16 protein-coding genes are annotated in these 17,460 nt (G+C 65.1%); 5 read left to right on the top strand and 11 right to left on the bottom strand.

All coding sequences use genetic code 11. From position 1 onward, the window contains the following. Position 1: 1 nt before the first annotated feature. From PEP31012_RS20450 to PEP31012_RS20430, 5 genes are all read right to left on the bottom strand, one after another. The gene (locus tag PEP31012_RS20450) at positions 2-907 is read right to left on the bottom strand and encodes a PilW family protein (RefSeq protein ID WP_174978340.1); all 906 of its coding nucleotides are present in this window, start codon (positions 905-907) and stop codon (positions 2-4) included. 978 nt (positions 908-1,885) lie between these two features. Continuing rightward, positions 1,886-2,143: an acyl-CoA-binding protein gene (locus PEP31012_RS20445; RefSeq protein WP_150591129.1), complete on the bottom strand. Its 258-nt coding sequence runs from the start codon at positions 2,141-2,143 to the stop codon at positions 1,886-1,888. Between the two features lie 313 nt (positions 2,144-2,456). After that, complete coding sequence (adeC, locus tag PEP31012_RS20440; RefSeq protein WP_150591128.1) at positions 2,457-3,947, bottom strand: AdeC/AdeK/OprM family multidrug efflux complex outer membrane factor; 1,491 nt, start codon at positions 3,945-3,947, stop codon at positions 2,457-2,459. Between the two features lie 3 nt (positions 3,948-3,950). Next, positions 3,951-7,130: an efflux RND transporter permease subunit gene (locus tag PEP31012_RS20435; protein WP_150591127.1), complete on the bottom strand. Its 3,180-nt coding sequence runs from the start codon at positions 7,128-7,130 to the stop codon at positions 3,951-3,953. A gap of 15 nt (positions 7,131-7,145) precedes the next feature. Then, entirely contained in the window at positions 7,146-8,357 is a 1,212-nt protein-coding gene (locus PEP31012_RS20430; RefSeq protein WP_150591126.1) for an efflux RND transporter periplasmic adaptor subunit, read from the bottom strand. Positions 8,358-8,847: 490 nt separating this feature from the next. Here PEP31012_RS20430 and PEP31012_RS20425 point away from each other — a divergent pair, with 490 nt between their 5' ends. The 4 genes from PEP31012_RS20425 (at position 8,848) to modC (ending at position 12,484) form a co-directional block, all read left to right on the top strand. Continuing rightward, the gene (locus PEP31012_RS20425) at positions 8,848-9,510 is read left to right on the top strand and encodes a TetR family transcriptional regulator (RefSeq protein WP_150591125.1); all 663 of its coding nucleotides are present in this window, start codon (positions 8,848-8,850) and stop codon (positions 9,508-9,510) included. Positions 9,511-9,833: 323 nt separating this feature from the next. Then, positions 9,834-10,670, top strand: a complete 837-nt coding sequence (gene modA, locus PEP31012_RS20420) for a molybdate ABC transporter substrate-binding protein (protein ID WP_246171404.1) — start codon at positions 9,834-9,836, stop codon at positions 10,668-10,670. A gap of 19 nt (positions 10,671-10,689) precedes the next feature. Further along, complete coding sequence (gene modB / locus PEP31012_RS20415) at positions 10,690-11,388, top strand: molybdate ABC transporter permease subunit (RefSeq protein ID WP_150591124.1); 699 nt, start codon at positions 10,690-10,692, stop codon at positions 11,386-11,388. Beyond that, complete coding sequence (gene modC, locus PEP31012_RS20410; protein ID WP_150591123.1) at positions 11,378-12,484, top strand: molybdenum ABC transporter ATP-binding protein; 1,107 nt, start codon at positions 11,378-11,380, stop codon at positions 12,482-12,484. Before modB ends, modC begins: the two co-directional genes overlap by 11 nt. A 98-nt stretch (positions 12,485-12,582) precedes the next feature. On the opposite strand, the gene PEP31012_RS20405 is transcribed toward modC, so the two are convergent. The 5 genes from PEP31012_RS20405 to PEP31012_RS20385 form a co-directional block, all read right to left on the bottom strand. Then, positions 12,583-12,876 (bottom strand): pentapeptide MXKDX repeat protein, encoded by a 294-nt coding sequence (locus PEP31012_RS20405; RefSeq protein ID WP_246171403.1) that lies wholly within the window; start codon positions 12,874-12,876, stop codon positions 12,583-12,585. An 81-nt stretch (positions 12,877-12,957) separates the two neighbouring features. After that, positions 12,958-13,776, bottom strand: coding sequence for a molybdopterin-dependent oxidoreductase (locus tag PEP31012_RS20400; protein ID WP_150591122.1), 819 nt, complete (start codon positions 13,774-13,776; stop codon positions 12,958-12,960). Positions 13,777-13,805: 29 nt separating this feature from the next. Beyond that, the gene (locus PEP31012_RS20395; protein WP_150591121.1) at positions 13,806-14,441 is read right to left on the bottom strand and encodes a cytochrome b/b6 domain-containing protein; all 636 of its coding nucleotides are present in this window, start codon (positions 14,439-14,441) and stop codon (positions 13,806-13,808) included. A 109-nt stretch (positions 14,442-14,550) separates the two neighbouring features. Beyond that, positions 14,551-14,748: a hypothetical protein gene (locus PEP31012_RS20390; RefSeq protein ID WP_150591120.1), complete on the bottom strand. Its 198-nt coding sequence runs from the start codon at positions 14,746-14,748 to the stop codon at positions 14,551-14,553. Beyond that, positions 14,738-15,355 carry an SRPBCC family protein gene (locus PEP31012_RS20385; RefSeq protein ID WP_174978339.1) on the bottom strand — a complete coding sequence of 206 codons (618 nt, stop codon included), beginning with the start codon at positions 15,353-15,355 and terminating at the stop codon, positions 14,738-14,740. The genes PEP31012_RS20390 and PEP31012_RS20385 overlap by 11 nt, the downstream gene beginning before the upstream one ends. A 270-nt stretch (positions 15,356-15,625) precedes the next feature. Here PEP31012_RS20385 and PEP31012_RS20380 point away from each other — a divergent pair, with 270 nt between their 5' ends. Further along, the gene (locus PEP31012_RS20380) at positions 15,626-16,645 is read left to right on the top strand and encodes an XdhC family protein (RefSeq protein WP_150591118.1); all 1,020 of its coding nucleotides are present in this window, start codon (positions 15,626-15,628) and stop codon (positions 16,643-16,645) included. A 321-nt stretch (positions 16,646-16,966) separates the two neighbouring features. Here the strand turns inward: PEP31012_RS20380 and PEP31012_RS20375 are convergent, their stop codons facing one another. Further along, entirely contained in the window at positions 16,967-17,410 is a 444-nt protein-coding gene (locus tag PEP31012_RS20375) for a carboxypeptidase regulatory-like domain-containing protein (protein ID WP_246171402.1), read from the bottom strand. Positions 17,411-17,460: the final 50 nt, after the last annotated feature.

The raw sequence follows: 17,460 nt of genomic DNA, 5'->3' as shown, positions 1-17,460 counted from the left end.
ATCACAATGAAGACGCCAACCATTGGGCCGCCTCCTCCACGCCACCGTCGTTACGACGAAAGGCCACCGCATTGAACACGTGTAAGTGGACATCGCCGGCGTTGCCCAGTCGCTTGAACTCACGACCGCCGGACGCCGCATCGAACACCTCGACCACCTGCTCCCCCCTCGGCTTGCCACCGCTTCGCGGTGCACCGCGCATCACCAACGAAAACGCGACCGCCGCCACGTTCTCCCATCCCCGCTCTCCGGCCGGCGGGCGCGGCGGTCGGTTCCGCATCTGCAGGGCCGGGGCGACCCAACGCAGTCCCCCAGTCCCACTGTCGCGAAACCCCAACCGGATGTACATCGCCTCCACACCCCGGACCAGCACTTGTGCAGGCCTCAGATCCGTCGCCCTCCCTTGTCGCGAACCGTAGCGGCAGAAAAGCGACGGAATCTTATCTTCTCCCTTGTCGACATAGAAGATGCTGAGTTGGCGCTCATCCAGACGCCCCGTGGCTTTCACGCGCCGACCGGCGCAGTTGTGGACGGCCCCATTACCCGTCGAAAAGCCCGCCCCGTGAAACTGCACCTCCAGCAGCGCACTACCCTGCCAACCGAACCGCGAACACTTGTCGGCCGTACCCGCACACTCGGCACCGACCCGCAGCGACGGCCAGTCTCGCGCCGTAGGCCCAGGCAACCGGATCGCGCCTTCCATCGGATCCCAATTGCGATAGCCGGCCATCGCGACGGCCCGCGTGAGCTGCGTCAGCGCAAAGATGGCGCGCTCGTTGACGTCGTGTCGCTCGGCCTGAACGCGCCACAAGCGAATGCCCGCCAGATAGATCGCCGTCGCTGCCATCACAACCAACAAGCCCAGCGGCATGGCCAGCACCACTTCGAGCAATGTGAAGCCCGCCATGCCAGGCTTGCGCGATCCTTCGCCCGTGCGACCGCGCGGCGCCCTCATGGTCAGCGGCGAATGAGCCAAGCATCGCTCGCCGTCCGGGCGCGTGCGAGGGCTCGCGCCCGCGTTACCGCGCGGCCTCCTCGTGGTCGACGGCGAACGAGCCATACCTCGCTCGCTGCCGGGGCGCGTGCGAGCGCTGGCGCCCTGGTTACCGTACGGCACCCTCATGGCCGACGGCGAACGAGCCATGCATCGCTCGCTGCCGGAGCACGTGCGAGGGCTGGCGCCCGAGCCGGCATGGCCAACATCGTCACGTTCGGTATCGTCGCCAGTTCCGCCGAGCTCACCCCTCCCGCAGCCTGCCATCGTGCAAAGCCCTGCGCACCGGCCGCGAGCGCCATGACGGCAAACATGACGTCGAGCATTGTTGCGCCCCGTGCCAACATCTTGCGCCGCACACCTCGCTGCGGCCGGCCCGTCGACGTCGCCCCCCTCGGCGCCTCCGATTCACGCGGCGGCAGCGGCCTCGGCCCCCGCCGTCGGCCCGCGTCGAGCAGCGGCAAACCGTGGCCTCGTCGCAAGCGCGTTCGGGCGCGATTGATCAGTGCATCGTGCAGCGTATGCCGATCCGCGAAGCGCACAGGGTGCCGGCGATCATGTCTCATGGTTCGATACCTCGTCTCGTTGATGACGCATCCATCGTCGCGCACGGCCAACGACACGCCAATCAGACACCACCGCAAAACCCGCCCCGTCATGCGCCACCTCACTTCTCATACGCAACGCATCGCCACCTCATCACGCACGCGCCCATAAAAAACGGCGACCGAAGTCGCCGTCTGCTGGCTTGTCGTACCGAAGGGACTCGACGCCGCGCCATCGATGCAACGCCACCCCACCCACGCATTGCCTAATCAACCCATCGACTCCTCGCCCCATCGACGTCGTCGCGACATGGCCTCGCCTACCCGCAGCGTGTACCCGTCAACCTCATCCCTTCAACTCGTCGACGAGTGCGACATACGCTTGCTGTGCCTCTTCTTTCGACTTGCCCTTGAGCATCTCCCAGGCGTCGAACTTGGCGCGGCCGACGAAATCCGTGATGCCCGGGCGCGCCCCCGACACGTCACCTTCCGTGCCCTGCTTGAAGAGCGCGTAGATCCGCAGCAAGGTGAAATTATCGGGGCGCTCGGGCAGCGTCTTGGATTGGGCTACCGCCTCGTCGAAGCGCGCTTGTAGATCGCTCATGGTGTCTCTCCCTGGAAAAGCCGTCAGCTTATAAGTGACCCGTGCGCCACGTCGGCAACCTCTGGATAACGCTCGCGTCGACGCTCGGGGTGTTGCGAATACAACGCGAACAAGGATATCGACGAAGCCGCAAGCCAGGTAGGGGCGAGCGTAGAACCCCGCGTCTAAACCTCTCGGGAACTGAGCTTCTTCACCTCGAATCGAGACGCACCAAAGAAAAACGCCCGGCATTGCCGGGCGTCTTGATCGTCAAGTCTTGCACCGTCACGAGACATTTGCGCCGCTCACGCCGCGCACCTGCCTCGCGTCACGGTCACGATGCCGACGCCACCGGGGCCGACGACGCCCCCGCATTGGCCGGAACCGTGTGCTCTTCCCAACCGCCGCCGAGCGCCTTGTACAGCGTGACGAGGTTGGTCCAGCGCGACAGGCGCGTCGCGATCAGCGACTGCTGCGCCGAATACAGCGAGCGTTGCGAGACGAGCGCGTTCAGGTAGCTGTCCACGCCGTTGCGATAACGCAGATCCGAGAGCTTGTAGCTCTCATCGCTCGCCTTGACGAGCGACTCCTGCGCGGCAACCTGATCGTCGAGCGTGCCGCGTGCGGCCAACCCGTCGGACACTTCGCGGAACGCCGTCTGAATTGCCTTCTCGTAATTGGCGACCTCGATACGCTTTTTCACCTTGGCCAGATCAAGGTTGGCGCGGTTCTGCCCCCCCGCGAAGATCGGCAGCGTGATGCTCGGGGCGAACGACCACGCCCCCTGCCCGCCCTTGAACAGGTTGCTCAACGACGCGCTGGCCGTGCCCGCGCTCGCCGTAAGCGAGATCGACGGGAAGAACGCCGCGCGCGCCGCGCCGATATTGGCATTGGCGCCCTTGAGCGTGTGCTCGGCCGCCGTTACGTCCGGGCGACGCAGCAGCAGATCGGAGGGCAACCCCGCCGGCAGATCGGCGAGCAAGCCTTGCCCGTCGAGCGGACGCCCCGGCGGCAAATCGGCCGGCAACGGCTGACCGATGAGCAGCGCGAGCGCATTCTCGTCCTGCGCGACCTGACGCGTGTACTGCGCGAGATTCGCCCGCGCCGCGTCGACCGGGGTTTGCGCCTGGCGCAGATCCAGCCCCGAGGCCGTCCCCACGTCGAAGCTGCGCTTGGTCAACTGATACGACGACTCCTGGCTCTTGAGCGTGTCGGACGTGAGCTTGAGCAATTCTTGATCGGCGAGCCAGGTGAGGTACGCCGTCGCCACTTCCGAGACCAGCGTGATGTGCGCCGTCTTGGCCGTGTCCTCGCTGGCCAGGTACGTCTCCAGCGCCTGATCCTTCAGGCTCTGGATACGACCGAACAGATCGAGTTCGTACGACGTGAACCCCACACCCACCTGATAGCTGCGGCTGATGCTCGCCCGCTCGGACGACGTCAGGTCCGCCGGCATGCGCTGCACCGACGCCTGCCCCGCCGCCCCCACCGAGGGCAGCAGCGCCGAGCGCTGGATCTGGTACTGCGCACGCGCGGCTTCGACGTTGAGCATCGACACGCGCAGATCGCGGTTGTTCTGCAACGCGATCTCGATCAACTTCTGCAAGCGGGGGTCGGTGAAGAATTCTCGCCAGCCCAGATCGGCCGCCACCACGGCGTTGCTGCCCGCGGTGCCGTTCTGGTTCGCCGCGCCCGGGGTCTTGTAGGCCGGGCCGCTGGGGAACGTCGTGGCAATCGGCGCCTCGGGCCGCTCATAGTGCGGCGCCAAGGTGCAGCCTGCCAGGAACGCTGCCGCCAAGGCAATCGACAATGCTTTGTGCTTCATGGGTCAGTTTCCTTCCTTGGCGGGGCCTTCGGTGGCGTCCGGGTTCGGCTTGCGCGCTTCCGGATGCTCCACGGTGTCCAGCGACTCATGCGCGAAGCGCTTGCGCACCAGCACGAAGAAGACCGGCACGTAGTAGATCGCGAGGAACGTCGCCGCCAGCATACCGCCGATCACGCCGGTACCGATCGCGTGCTGCGACGCCGAACCTGCGCCGTTGGAGATCGCCAGCGGCAGCACGCCGAGCACGAACGCCATCGATGTCATCAGAATCGGTCGCAGACGCAGTCGCACCGCCTCCATCGTGGCTTCCATCAGGGTCCGGCCCTGCTCCTGGAGATCCTTGGCGAATTCCACGATCAGAATTGCGTTCTTCGCCGACAGCCCCACCGTGGTCAGCAGACCCACCTGGAAGTATACGTCGTTGGACAACCCACGCAGGGTCGCGGCGAGCAGCGCCCCCAACACCCCCAACGGCACCACCAGAATCACCGAGAACGGGATCGACCAGCTTTCGTACAACGCCGCCAGACACAGGAACACGATCAGGATCGAGATGGCGTACAGCGCCGGCGCCTGCGAGCCGGAGATGCGCTCTTCGAACGACAGCCCCGTCCACTCCAGGCCGATCCCGGTCGGGAGTTGCTTCGCGATTTCCTCGATCGCCTTCATGGCGTCGCCCGACGATTTGCCCGGCGCCGGCATGCCCTGAATTTCCACGGCAGGCACGCCGTTGTAACGCTCCAGACGCGGCGAGCCGTAAATCCACTGGCCCGTGGCGAACGCCGAGAACGGCACCATCGCCCCGCTCGAGTTGCGCACGTAGAGCTTGTTGATGTCCTGCGGCAGCATGCGGTCCTTCGCCTCGGCCATCACGTACACCTTCTTCACGCGACCCCGGTCGATGAAGTCGTTCACGTACGACGAGCCCCACGACGCCGAGAGCGTGCTGTACACGTCGGAGATCGACAGCCCCAACGCCGCGGCCTTTTCTTCGTCAACGTCCACCTTGTACTGCGGCGTGTCGTCGAGCCCGTTCGGACGCATGTTCGCAAGGTTCGGGTTCTTCGCCGCCATCCCCAGCAACTGGTTACGGGCGGCCATGAGCGCGTCGTGGCCGAGCCCCGCGCGATCCTGCAACTCGAAGTCGATACCGCCCGCGTTGCCGAGTTCCGGCACCGACGGCGGGTTGATCGCGAAGACCATCGCGTCCTTCATGCCGGCAAACGCCCGGTACGCCCGCGCGATCACCGACTGCACCTTGAGATCGGACGACTGGCGCTCATCCCACGGCTTCATCATCGTGAACGCAAGACCCACGTTCTGCCCCCGGCCGTTGAAGCCGAAGCCGGTCACGGTGAAAATCGAACGCACGGCGTCCTTTTCATTCTCCAGATAGTGCTTCTCGACCTGCTTCATCACGTCGAGCGTACGCTCCTGCGTCGCGCCCGGCGGCAATTGCACGAGGTTGAAGAAGTAACCCTGATCTTCGTCCGGCAAGAACGCCGTTGGCATGCGCACGAACAGGAAGCCCACCACGGCCACGATCACCACGTAGACGATCACGAACGGCGTGCTGCGCTTGAGAATGCGCTCCACCTGGCTCTGGTACTTCTTCGAGCTGTTGTCGAACGTGCGGTTGAACCAGCCGAAGAAGCCGCGCTTCTCATGCACTTCGCCCTTCTTGATAGGCTTGAGGATCGTGGCGCACATCGCCGGCGTGAGCACGATGGCCACGAGCACCGACAGCGCCATGGCGGCCACGATGGTCAGCGAGAACTGGCGATAGATGGCGCCGGTCGAGCCGCCGAAGAATGCCATCGGCACGAACACCGCCGAGAGCACGAGCGCCACGCCCACCAGCGCACCGACGATCTGGCCCATGGCCTTCTTCGTCGCTTCCTTCGGACTCAGCCCTTCTTCGGACATCACCCGCTCGACGTTTTCCACCACCACGATCGCATCGTCCACCAACAGGCCGATGGCGAGCACCAGACCGAACATCGACAAGGTGTTGATCGAGAAGCCCGCCGCGCCCATGATGCCGAACGTGCCGAGCAGCACCACCGGCACGGCAATCGTCGGGATGATCGTCGCCCGCAGGTTCTGCAGGAACAGATACATCACGAGGAACACGAGCACAATGCCTTCGATGAGGGTCTTGATCACTTCCTCGATCGAGATCTTCACGAACGGCGTGGTGTCGTACGGGAAGTCCGCCTTCATGCCCGTCGGGAAGTACTGCGCGAGTTCCGCCACCTTCTGCTTGACGGCGGTGGCCGTTTGCAGCGCGTTGGCGCCCGTGGCCAGCGTGACCGCGAGACCTGCCGCCGGCTTGCCGTTATAGCGCGCGACCACCTGGTACGACTCGCCGCCCAGCTCCACGCGGGCGACATCGCCCAGGCGCACTTGCGAGCCGTCCTTGTTCACCTTGAGCAGGATCTTGCGGAACTGCTCCGGGGTCTGCAGACGACTCTGCGCCATCACCGTGGCGTTGAGCTGCTGGCCCTTCACCGCCGGCGCACCGCCCAGCTCGCCGGCCGAGACCTGCACGTTCTGCGCCTGGATGGCGCTCGAGACATCGAGGATCGTCAGGTTGTAGCCGTTGAGCTTCTGCGGATCGACCCAGACGCGCATGGCGTACTGCGCGCCAAAGAGCTGGACCTGACCGACACCGTTCACACGGCTGATCGGATCCTGCACGTTGGCGGCCAGATAGTTGGCGAGGTCGATGTCGCTCAGTTTGCCGTCGTCGGAATACGCACCGATCACCAGCAGGAAGTTCTTGGTCGCCTTGGCGACCTTGATCCCCTGCTGTTGCACCTGCTGCGGAAGCAGCGGCGTGGCGAGCTGCAGCTTGTTCTGCACCTGCACCTGCGCGATGTCCGGATTCGTGCCCTGCGCGAAAGTCAGCGTGATCTGGGCGGTCCCCGAGCCGTCGGACGTCGACGACATGTATTCGAGGTTGTCGATACCGTTCATCTGCTGCTCGATCACCTGCGTGACCGTATCCTGCACGGTCTGCGCCGAGGCGCCCGGATAAACGGCCGTGATCTGAACGGACGGCGGTGCGATCGGCGGATACTGCGAGACCGGCAGCTTCAGGATCGAAAGCGCGCCGGCCAGCATGATGACGATCGCGATCACCCAAGCGAAGATCGGGCGATCGATAAAAAACTTTGCCATGAAAGAGGCTCCCCGTTATTGGGCTTTGGCGCCCGAGGCGGGGGCGGCAGCGGCCGGTGCGCTGGCACCCGCAGGCGCCTCGGCCCCCGGCAACTGCGCCGGAACCGCCTTCGCCGGCGCGCCCGGGCGCACCTTCTGAAGACCCGACACGATCACCTGATCGCCGGCGACGAGACCGGAACTCACCAGCCACATGTTGCCGATCGCGCGATCGGTGACCAGTTGGCGCAACTCGACCTTGCCTTCCTTGTTCACGATCAGCGCGGTCGGCTGGCCCTTCTGGTCACGCGTGACGCCCTGCTGCGGCACGAGCAGACCGCCTTCCTTCACGCCTTCCTGGAGCTTCGCGTGCACGAACATGCCGGGCAGCAACTCGCGGTTCGGGTTCGGGAAGATGGCGCGCACGGTCACCGAGCCGGTCGTCTGGTCGACGGTGATGTCGGAGAACTGCAGCTTGCCTTCGAGCGGGTACGTCGTACCGTCTTCCAGCGTCAGCTCGACCTTGGCGGCATTCTTGCCCGCGCTTTGCAGCTTGCCGTCGGCCAGCGCACGGCGCAAACGCAGCCCCTGCGCCGCCGATTGCGTTACGTTCACGTACATCGGATCGATCTGCTGCACAGTCGTCATCAGCGTGGCAGCCCCAGCCTGCACATATGCGCCTTCCGTGACCTGCGACAACCCCGTGCGGCCCGAAATCGGCGCCGGCACGTCGGTGTAGCCAAGGTTGATCTTCGCCGTGTCGACGGCCGCCTTGCCGGCCTGCACATCGGCGTCGGCCTGCAGCGACGCGGCGACGGCGTTGTCGTAGTCCTGCTTGGACACCGCTTCGACAGCCACGAGTTGCTTGTAGCGATCGGCCAGCAGCTTTGTCGACGCCTGATTCGCCACGGCCTTCGCCAGGGTTGCCTTGGCGTTTTCATACGCGGCCTGGTACGTGGCCGGATCGATCTTGTACAGACGCTGGCCTGCCTTGACGTCACTGCCCTCGGTGAAATCGCGCTTGAGCACGATGCCGTCGACACGCGCACGAACATCCGCAACGCGGAAGGGTGAGGTGCGTCCGGGCAGGTCGGTCGTCAGCGTGACGTTCTGGGATTGCAGTGTCACGACGCCGACTTCCGGCACCATGGCCTGCGGCGGCGGCGGCTTCTTGCCGCACGCGGCCAGGGTCAGCACCGCGAGTGCGACGGCAGTGACCATCCCCAGTGAACTTCTCTTGACGTGCATATACGCCCCCGATAAATGGAATGCGGTCAACCAAAATGACAATTACGTTGCGTACGATTGCGGCGGCAAAGGCCCATCCGACATTCCGGCGCGCAAAGGCGGGTCGGCAAGTGCCTGAGGAGACCGACAGGCGGATCCTCGGAGACAGGCCCGGAAGGCGGCCAAGAAGACATCCCCGGCGCGGCGAACCTCGCGCACGCTGGCACTCATGTGAGATCGTCGAACAGGCTCCGGAGACCCCGGCAACGGAGCAGGTCAGTCCTGCCGCCCGCCGCCCGGTGCGCCCCGGTCAATTCGCTCCCTGGAATCAGTGAGGTGTTTCCCTTAGACGAAGGAGCTTAAATGTTCCCTGTGCAATAGAGCAAGCGGCTGCTATTATAGATACATTCATGAATGTATGTAAATGATATTGCGTCGCACCAAGGTGCGGCGCGATTGACGTTACATTCCATTGCATTTCGCCAATTTCCGCCGCCCCTCTGACACGACGATGGCCCGCAAAACCAAAGAGGAAGCGATCGAGACCCGCAATCTGTTGCTCGACACCGCCGAGACGGTGTTCGCACAGAAGGGTGTGTCGCGTACATCGCTTGCCGACATCGCCGAAGCCGCCGGCCTGACCCGCGGCGCCATTTACTGGCACTTCAAGAACAAGATCGATCTGTTCAACGCCATGACGGATCGCATCCGCCTGCCGATGGAGCGCATGATCGACGAGGAATGCACCGAACCGCTGGACGGTGACCCGATGGCGCGCATGCACGAAATCTGCAAGCTCGTGCTCCGGGAGACGGCGCGCAACGAGCGCCGTCGCCGCGTGCTCGACATCCTGTTTCACAAGTGCGAATACACAAACGAGATGCTGTCGGTGCTCGAACGCCAGCGCGAAGCGTGCGCCGACGGCAAGCAGCGCATCACGCGAGACATGGAACGCGCGATCGAGCGCGGTCAACTGCCCAAGGCACTCGACACACGCCGCGCGGCGATTATGTTGCACGCGCTCGTGGTCGGCATGATGTCGGACTGGCTCTTCCTGCCGGATTACGATCTCGGCGTGGAGTGCGATGCCGTGGTCGACGGCTTTTTCGACATGCTGCGTACGAGCCCCGCCATGCTGCGCGCCGGCAACGAACCGCCGCCGAGCGCCGCCTGACGCGGCCACATGCGCCTTGTGCGCTTCATGCGCTTCATGCGCTTCGCGCACTTCATGCGGTTCATGCACCTTTTCGCGCCCCAGCGGTCTCTCACACACCCCTTGGCGCCCCCTCTCACGCCCCATGAGTGCCATCTGAGCGCCGTGATACGCCGTATACCTGTACAGCGTCGCAGCGTTATATATAATCCTACATAACGCGTTGCGCACCCTGCGCAACCGGGCGTCCGGCCTCGCGGCCGGACTGCATTCATGAGCCGGCTCACGGCGACATTCGCCGAACACCGAGTCAGCCGAGCCAACCTATGCTGGAGACCACGTTCGTGAAAGCTGTCGTTACTATCGTCATCGCACGCCTCAAGTCCCACGCCCAGAACAACGCCCGGAACAACACCGGCACGATGTTGCACCGCGCACTCGGCATCGCCACCGTTGGCGCAAGCCTGTTGTTTGCCGGCCACGCCGCGGCCCAGCAGGTGTATGCCGCCGCCAGCATGAAGAACGCACTCGACGATGTGTCGGCCGCCTACACGAAGGAAACCGGCAAGACACCGGTGCTTGTCTACGGCGCCAGCTCGACGCTGGCTCGTCAAATCGAGAAAGGCGCCCCCGCCGATGTATTCATCTCGGCCGACCAGGACTGGATGGACTATGCGCAGAAGCACGATCTGATCGACACGAACACGCGTCACAACCTGCTCGGCAACGCGCTGGTGCTGATCGCCCCGGCCTCGACCGCGGGCAATGTCGATCTGACGCCGGGCGCCGCCGACATCGACGCCAAGCTCGGCAGCGGCAAGCTCGCCATGGGCGACCCGGCGCACGTGCCGGCGGGTCTCTACGGCAAGGCGGCCCTCGAAAAGCTCGGTCTCTGGTCGAAGGTGCAAGGCAAGGTCGCGGCCGCCGACAACGTGCGCAGCGCGCTGTTGCTGGTCGCACGCGGCGAAGCGCCCTACGGCATCGTCTACAAGACCGACGCCAACGCCGAGAAGCGCGTGCGCATCGCCGGCACGTTCCCGGCCGACAGCCATGCGCCGATCGTCTACCCGGTGGCGGTGACGAAGCAGGCCAACCGAGCCGATGCCGATCCGTTCTACCGATTCCTGCAAACGCCGGCCGCCCAGGCCACGTTCCAGCGCTTCGGCTTCACCCGCCCGTAACTTGCCCGCCCCGTCCATCATGAGCCTCACACCGGAAACATGGGGCATCATCGCGCTGAGCCTGCGCGTGGGCTTGTGGGGCACGCTGTGCAGCCTGCCCCTCGCCTACGCGGCCGCATGGCTGCTCGCCCGTCGTCAGTTCCCAGGCAAGGCGCTGCTCGATGCCCTTCTGCACTTGCCGCTCGTGCTGCCGCCGGTCGTCGTCGGCTTCGCGCTGCTCGTGCTGTTCGGCACCCAGGGCGCCATCGGCAAGTGGCTGCATGAGTGGTTTCACTTCACCTTTGCGTTCCGCTGGACGGGCGCAGCGCTGGCCGCCGGCGTGATGGGCTTCCCGCTGCTCGTGCGCGCCATCCGGCAAGCACTCGAAGCGTCTGACACGAAACTCGAGCAGGCAGCGCAGACGCTCGGCGCAGGCCCCTGGCTCACCTTCCTGACGGTAACGTTGCCGCTCACCGCGACCGGCGCTCTGCATGGCTTCGTGCTCGCGTTCGCGCGTGCGCTGGGCGAGTTCGGTGCCACGATCACGTTCGTCTCGAACATTCCCGGACAAACACAGACGCTGCCGCTGGCGATCTACACGGCCACGCAGGTGCCGGATGGCGACGCCATGGTCTGGCGCCTGTGCGCCATCTCGGTCGTGCTGGCGCTCGCCACGCTGATCGTCTCCGAAGTGCTGATCCGCTTCGGTCATCGCAAGGCGCTCGGTTATGACGGTTGAAGTGCGTCTCCAACATCGCTTCGGCGATTTTGCGCTCGATGCCGAGTTCGCCGCGGGCATGGGCGTGAGCGCGCTGTTCGGGCCGTCCGGCAGCGGCAAGAGCACGGTCGTCAACGCGGTGTCCGGCCTGCTCACGCCCGATGCCGGACGCATCGTCGTGGGCGGCGAGGTGCTCTTCGACAGCGACACCGGCGTCGCGCTGCCGACATGGCGTCGCCGCATCGGCTATGTGTTCCAGGACGCGCGCCTGTTGCCGCATCTGACCGTGCGTCAGAACCTGCTGTTCGGTCGTTGGTTGCGGCGCCGCGACGTGGCCGCCGCCGGCACCGGCGCCATTGCGCTTGCACACGTGGTCGACGTGCTGAACCTGGGTCACTTGTTGAATCGCCGCCCGGGCGCCCTCTCCGGCGGCGAGAAGCAACGCGTGGGGATCGGACGTGCGCTGCTGTCGTGCCCGCGCCTGCTGCTCATGGACGAGCCGCTCGCCTCGCTCGATCATGCGCGGCGGCTCGAGGTGCTCGACTACCTGAACCGCATCCGTCGTGAGTTGGCACTGCCTGTACTGTACGTCACACACTCGCTCGACGAAGTGATGCGACTGGCCGATCAGGTCGTGTTGTTCAGGGACGGACGCACGATCTCGCAAGGCGCGCCGGCGGACGTGCTCAACGTGCATCGCGACGCGCTCGACGGTACCGCCGAGTCGCCGGGCACGGTGCTGGAGACGCGCATCGTCGCGCACGATGCCCATTACGGGCTGACCGAGCTGGCCGTGAACGGCAGCGCTACGGTTCGGCTACGAGTGCCGCGTGCCAGTGGCGAAGCGGGGGACGCCTGCCGGATTCTCGTGCGCGAGCGCGACGTTGCCGTCGCCACATCGCGGCCAGTCGACACCAGCGTGCTGAACGTGCTGGGCGCACGCGTGGCATCGCTGCGCGACCTGGGCGATTCGGTGGAAGTCAGCGCCTCGCTGCTCGGCGATACCGCGGGGACTGTGCTGCGCGCTCGCATCACACGCTTCTCTGCCGATCAACTGCAACTGGCGACGGGCCGCGACGTGTATTTGCTCATCAAATCGGTTGCCTTGACGCGCTGACGTGATGAAGCGGCGCGGCCATCGCCCAGAACGCGCAAGGCGTCGCCACGCAGATCCGGGGCGACGCCTTGTCGGTATGTCGTGCTACGTCAGCTCGCTTACTGGGATTTGCCCATCCCGCCGCCCTTGGACATTTCGCCGCCTTTGTCCATCTTGCCCTTGGCAGCGGGTTTGCTCATCGCACCGCCTTTTGACATCGCGTCGTGCTTGCCCATCGCGTCGTCCTTGGACATCTTCCCGCTCTTGTCCATGTCCTTGCTCATGGCATCGCCTTTGCTCATTGCGCCGCCTTTGGACATCGCGTCGCCCTTGCTCATCGCGTCCTGCGCGAATGCCGCACCGGTGCCGAGCGCCAATCCCATCATCATGACTGCCAGGTATCGCATTTTCATTGCCGTAGTCCTCGAAATGTGAGTGAGTCCTGCCGAAACGCCGTGCCAGCGCCCCGTCCATCATGCAGTCGCGCGGTTGCGTCAACTGCCGCCGAACCAGTTGTAGCCCTGGTCCTCCCAGTACCCGCCCGGATACGTGTTGGTCACGAAAATCGCGCGGATATGCTTGGGATTCTTGTAGCCGAGCTTCGTTGGAATCCGAAGCTTCATCGGAAAGCCGTACTCCCGTGGCAGCGTCTGGCCGTCATAGGTCAGCGCGAGCAGCGTCTGCGGATGCAACGCCGTCGGCATGTCGATGCTCGTGTAGTAGTCGTCGGCGCATTTGAAGCCGACGTAGCGTGCCGTGGTGTCCGCGCCGATGTGGCGCAGAAAATCGGCGAAGGTCACGCCACCCCAGCGGCCGATGGCGCTCCAGCCCTCCACGCACACATGGCGCGTGATTTGTTCCGCCGCGCGCGGGGCGGCGAAACGACGCAATGCGTCGAGCCGCCAGGGGGCCTTGTCCGCGATGAGGCCGGACAATTCCAGACGGTAATCGCTTTCCTCGACGACGGGAGCTTCGTCCATCGAATAGTACGCATTGAACGGGAACGGCCGCGTGATGCGCGATGCCGGGAACGTCGGCGCCAGCACGTCCTGGCGAAACAGGGCGGCCTGCACCCGATCGTTCCACCGCGAGATCGTGTCGAGCGCCGACGCGACACCCGCGTTGTCATCGAGCGAACAGCCCGAGAGCAGTGCCACGCCACCGAGCGACAGCGTCCGCGTCAGGAAGGCCCGGCGGGAGGGTTCGGTCACGCGTCGTGTCATCAACGCACGCGCCTCATGGAGAATCGCTTCGCCGTCACGCACGACCGGCGCGTCGGGGGGAAGGTGGCTGGGCTTTCGATCGAAGGTCATGGCAGCTCCGTGTCTTGTCGCCGACGCGCTCAGCGTCCGGTAATCATCGTGCGCAACGTGCGCGGTACCAGCGCCACCATCACGACATGGATCGCGACAAACGCCATGAGGCCCGCCATCGCGAAGAAATGTACCCAGCGCGCGCCCTGGAATCCCCCGAACAACGCACACAGCCAACCGAGCTGCACGGGCTTCCAGATCGCGAGTCCCGACGCCACGAGCAAGACGAGATCGAGTACCGCGAACAGATACGCGGCACGCTGGACCTGGTTGTATTGATGAGGATCGTCGTGCGCGAGACGCCCGCGCAGTGCGGCGAACGCATCGCGCAACATGCCGCGCAACGTCAATGGGAAGAAGCGGCGCGACAGCCGTCCGCTCGCGACATTCACGAGCAGATAGACCAGCCCGTTGGCCGCCAGCAGCCACATCGCGGCAAAATGCCACCGCAGCGCGCCGCCAAGCCAGCCGCCCAGCGTGATCTCATTGGGAATGCGAAAGCCGAAAATCGGCGACGCGTTGTAGATACGCCAGCCGCTCGTGACCATCGTGAGCACCGCCAGCACGTTCAGCCAGTGGGTAACGCGCAGCCAGCCAGGCTGGACCGGACCGGCTCGCCCGGGGGGCTGAGCGGCGGGCGGCAAGGACTTTGCCAAGGGGGACATGGGAACCTCCATCGCTGGGTTGGCGTCGATGGAGCCAGTGTCACGTCAGGCCGGTGACGAAGTCCTCACAGAAAAATAACGTTTTCGTGATATTCGGACGGGTCCGGCATCACGGGCGATGCGACGGTACCCGCGCGACATCCGGATCCTGCGCCTCGCCGCCTTTGAGAAACGCGTCGAAGGTCGGCACGTGGGCGTCGAGCAGCAACCCGATTTGGTTGAGCAGCGTGTCGGAGTGCGCCGCGAAGTTCTGCGCGAACGGCGTAAGCTGCGTGCCGCCTTTGCCTCGACGACGCTCAACTGGCATGGCTGCCCCACAGCAGGACGACGATCAGAATCAACGCCGCCACAATCCACGGCCACCAGCGCGCCAGCAGGCCAGGCGTGGCCGGCGTATCGCGCAGCGCCGCATCCGTCGCGAGCGCGGCGGCCACTTCGCCGTCGGCAGCAATCGGCGGGTAGGTCGCGACGTGCGGTGCAATCGCAGCAGTCAGACGCGCGAGGCATTCGTCGACAAGCTTGTGGGCCGCGGCTTCTGCCTGAGGTGTGTCCAGATGCGCGGACTCGGCACCGACACGCGCGGTGAGGTCATACGTGAGCAATGTGTGTATCGGCCCGTGCGCCTGCAACGTGACGGTGGCCTTGCCTTCGGTGTGTCCGGCGGCAGAACCCAGGCCATCGAAATTCAAGGTGTACGACGTGGGCGCCATCACATCGGTCATCGTGATCCTGCCTGTCCAGCGACCGACCAGCGGCCCCGATGCCACCCCCACGACGATCGTCCATGTCGTGTCGTCGATCCGCTCGATCGACTCGCAGCCCGGAATGCACCCACGCAAGATGCCCGGGTCGTTCAGCGCGATCCATGCGAGGTCTCGCGCCACCGGCAATTGCCGTCTGTCATGTAGCTCCATTGCCCCCTCCCCAAACGCCATGTGATCGCTCGTCGGTATTGCGGCGTTCCCTCGAAACGCGAACTATTGTGACACGAGTTCCCCCGCGTTAGCGCGCCGCTGCGACGCGTCGCGAGGTGACGAAAAGGCAGGGCAATGCGCCAGATCCCGTGGAGTACAGCGCAAGCCAAGGCGCGCTATACTCGGCGCATCACATCGAGCGGCAAATTGACGACGGCCCACGCCTTGGCCGATGGGCTGCCACTCGCGTAATGGCCAAGGAACCGTGCTATGGACAGTGTCGATCTGGAAGTGCTGAAGTCTGCCGTGCAGTGGAGCCGTGCGGGCTTTTTCGTCACGCTGTGCACGGTGGTACGCACGTGGGGCTCCGCTCCGCGCCCGGTGGGCTCGATGCTCGCGATTCGCGAGGATGGCCACCTGGTCGGCTCCGTGTCGGGCGGCTGCGTCGAAGACGACCTCATCGCCCGCATTCGAGATGCCGACTGGCCGCACGATCGCCCGCAACTCACCAGCTACGGCGTGACGGCCGAACAAGCGCATCGCTTCGGGCTGCCATGCGGCGGCACCCTGCAACTGGTGCTCGAGCCGGTGCGCGACGCCTCGCGCCTTCCGGAACTGCTCGACGCCATCGCGCGATTCCGACTCGTCGTGCGCGAACTCGACATGACCTCCGGGGCAGTGCGCGTCGCGCCCGGACATCACACGCCGTCGCTCGAATTCGACGGCGTGCGTCTTATCACCTCGCACGGCCCACGCCATCGACTGGTGGTGATCGGTGCCGGGCAACTCTCGAAGTACGTGGCGAGCATGGCGTGCGCGCTCGACTATCAGGTGATCGTCTGCGACCCCCGAAGCGAATATGCGGATGGGTGGCAAGTGGCGGGCACCGAACTCTCGCGCGAGATGCCGGACGACCTGATCGTGCGCTTGCAGCTCGACTCGCACAGCGCCGTGCTCACCCTCACGCACGATCCCAAGCTCGACGACATGGCCCTACTCGAAGCGCTCAAGTCGCCCGCGTTCTACATCGGCGCGATCGGCTCGCGCGTGAACAACGCACGACGCCGCGAGCGACTGTCGCTGTTTGATCTGAGTTCGGCGGAAATCGACCGGCTGCATGGCCCGGTCGGCATGCACCTGGGCGCACGCACGCCAGCCGAGATCGCCGTCGCGATTCTCGCGGAAATGACGGCCATCAAGAACGGCGTCGACGTCAAACAAACATTCTCCCTGCGCACCGCCGACGCCCCCCTCGATGGCGAAACCGCGGCGTGTCGCAGCACGGCCTGAACCTCGACGCGAGTGCTGGCACGATCCGTCGCCTCACGTCGCCCCCCAGTCGCCTGCCCTCGTCTCCCCTCGTCTCCCCTCGTCTCCCCTCGTCTCCCCTCGTCTCCCCTCGTCTCCCCTCGTCTCCCCTCGTCTCCCCTCGGCTCCCGTCGTCTCCCGTCGTCTCCCGTCGTCTCCCGTCGTCGAGCATCACCATACATCACGTGCCGCAAAAAAAAGCGCCGCCTTTCGGCGGCGCAACTCGCTCACTCGTTGCAGAGTGGTACTACCTGGGTTACCTCGTCATTCGTGGCGCTTCACTTCACACGATCGATCGGCACATCAGTCGTGCGGCCACAAGAACATTGCTGCTGCGTGCCCCTTGGCAGGCACCTTCACTTCTCTCGTCATCGGTTTGCCGTCATAGGTCGCCTTCACGGTGTAGCGGCCCTCGGGCAGCTTCACCAGCATGAACGGCCCTTCCGACCGTGCGTCGAGTACCGTCTTGCTACCGCGCATGATCTGCACCTGGGCGTCGGCGATATACTCGTTCGCCCCGTCGCCACGTGCCGCCATCTCGATGGACAACGGCCAGTGCGACGCTTCGCGCTTGAAGGCGCCCGACTGATCGCTGTCGATACCGCCCGAGACGTAGGTCACGTCGCCCTGTTGCATCGACGGCGGCAGCGTGCCGCCCTGCGCATGCGCCACTGATACGCCAAGCCCTCCGACCAATGCTGCGGCCACGGCGACAGCCATCGACCAGCGTTGCCATTGTTGCCCCATGTTCGACCTCCCGTTCATGATGTCACGATGCAGGATCGCACCGGTGACGC

This window comes from Pandoraea eparura, assembly GCF_902459725.1.
Classification (GTDB): Bacteria; Pseudomonadota; Gammaproteobacteria; order Burkholderiales; family Burkholderiaceae; genus Pandoraea; species Pandoraea eparura.
This window is presented reverse-complemented; position numbering and strand designations above follow the sequence as displayed.

Excerpts from the sequence above, each read along its gene's own strand:
- PEP31012_RS20450 (WP_174978340.1), bottom strand. The coding sequence starts at position 907 with ATGGCGGGCTTCACATTGCTCGAAGTGGTGCTGGCCATGCCGCTGGGC.
- PEP31012_RS20445 (WP_150591129.1), bottom strand. The coding sequence starts at position 2,143 with ATGAGCGATCTACAAGCGCGCTTCGACGAGGCGGTAGCCCAATCCAAG.
- adeC (WP_150591128.1), bottom strand. The coding sequence starts at position 3,947 with ATGAAGCACAAAGCATTGTCGATTGCCTTGGCGGCAGCGTTCCTGGCA.
- PEP31012_RS20435 (WP_150591127.1), bottom strand. The coding sequence starts at position 7,130 with ATGGCAAAGTTTTTTATCGATCGCCCGATCTTCGCTTGGGTGATCGCG.
- PEP31012_RS20430 (WP_150591126.1), bottom strand. The coding sequence starts at position 8,357 with ATGCACGTCAAGAGAAGTTCACTGGGGATGGTCACTGCCGTCGCACTC.
- PEP31012_RS20425 (WP_150591125.1), top strand. The coding sequence starts at position 8,848 with ATGGCCCGCAAAACCAAAGAGGAAGCGATCGAGACCCGCAATCTGTTG.
- modB (WP_150591124.1), top strand. The coding sequence starts at position 10,690 with ATGAGCCTCACACCGGAAACATGGGGCATCATCGCGCTGAGCCTGCGC.
- modC (WP_150591123.1), top strand. The coding sequence starts at position 11,378 with ATGACGGTTGAAGTGCGTCTCCAACATCGCTTCGGCGATTTTGCGCTC.
- PEP31012_RS20405 (WP_246171403.1), bottom strand. The coding sequence starts at position 12,876 with ATGAAAATGCGATACCTGGCAGTCATGATGATGGGATTGGCGCTCGGC.
- PEP31012_RS20400 (WP_150591122.1), bottom strand. The coding sequence starts at position 13,776 with ATGACCTTCGATCGAAAGCCCAGCCACCTTCCCCCCGACGCGCCGGTC.
- PEP31012_RS20395 (WP_150591121.1), bottom strand. The coding sequence starts at position 14,441 with ATGTCCCCCTTGGCAAAGTCCTTGCCGCCCGCCGCTCAGCCCCCCGGG.
- PEP31012_RS20390 (WP_150591120.1), bottom strand. The coding sequence starts at position 14,748 with ATGCCAGTTGAGCGTCGTCGAGGCAAAGGCGGCACGCAGCTTACGCCG.
- PEP31012_RS20385 (WP_174978339.1), bottom strand. The coding sequence starts at position 15,355 with ATGGAGCTACATGACAGACGGCAATTGCCGGTGGCGCGAGACCTCGCA.
- PEP31012_RS20380 (WP_150591118.1), top strand. The coding sequence starts at position 15,626 with ATGGACAGTGTCGATCTGGAAGTGCTGAAGTCTGCCGTGCAGTGGAGC.
- PEP31012_RS20375 (WP_246171402.1), bottom strand. The coding sequence starts at position 17,410 with ATGGGGCAACAATGGCAACGCTGGTCGATGGCTGTCGCCGTGGCCGCA.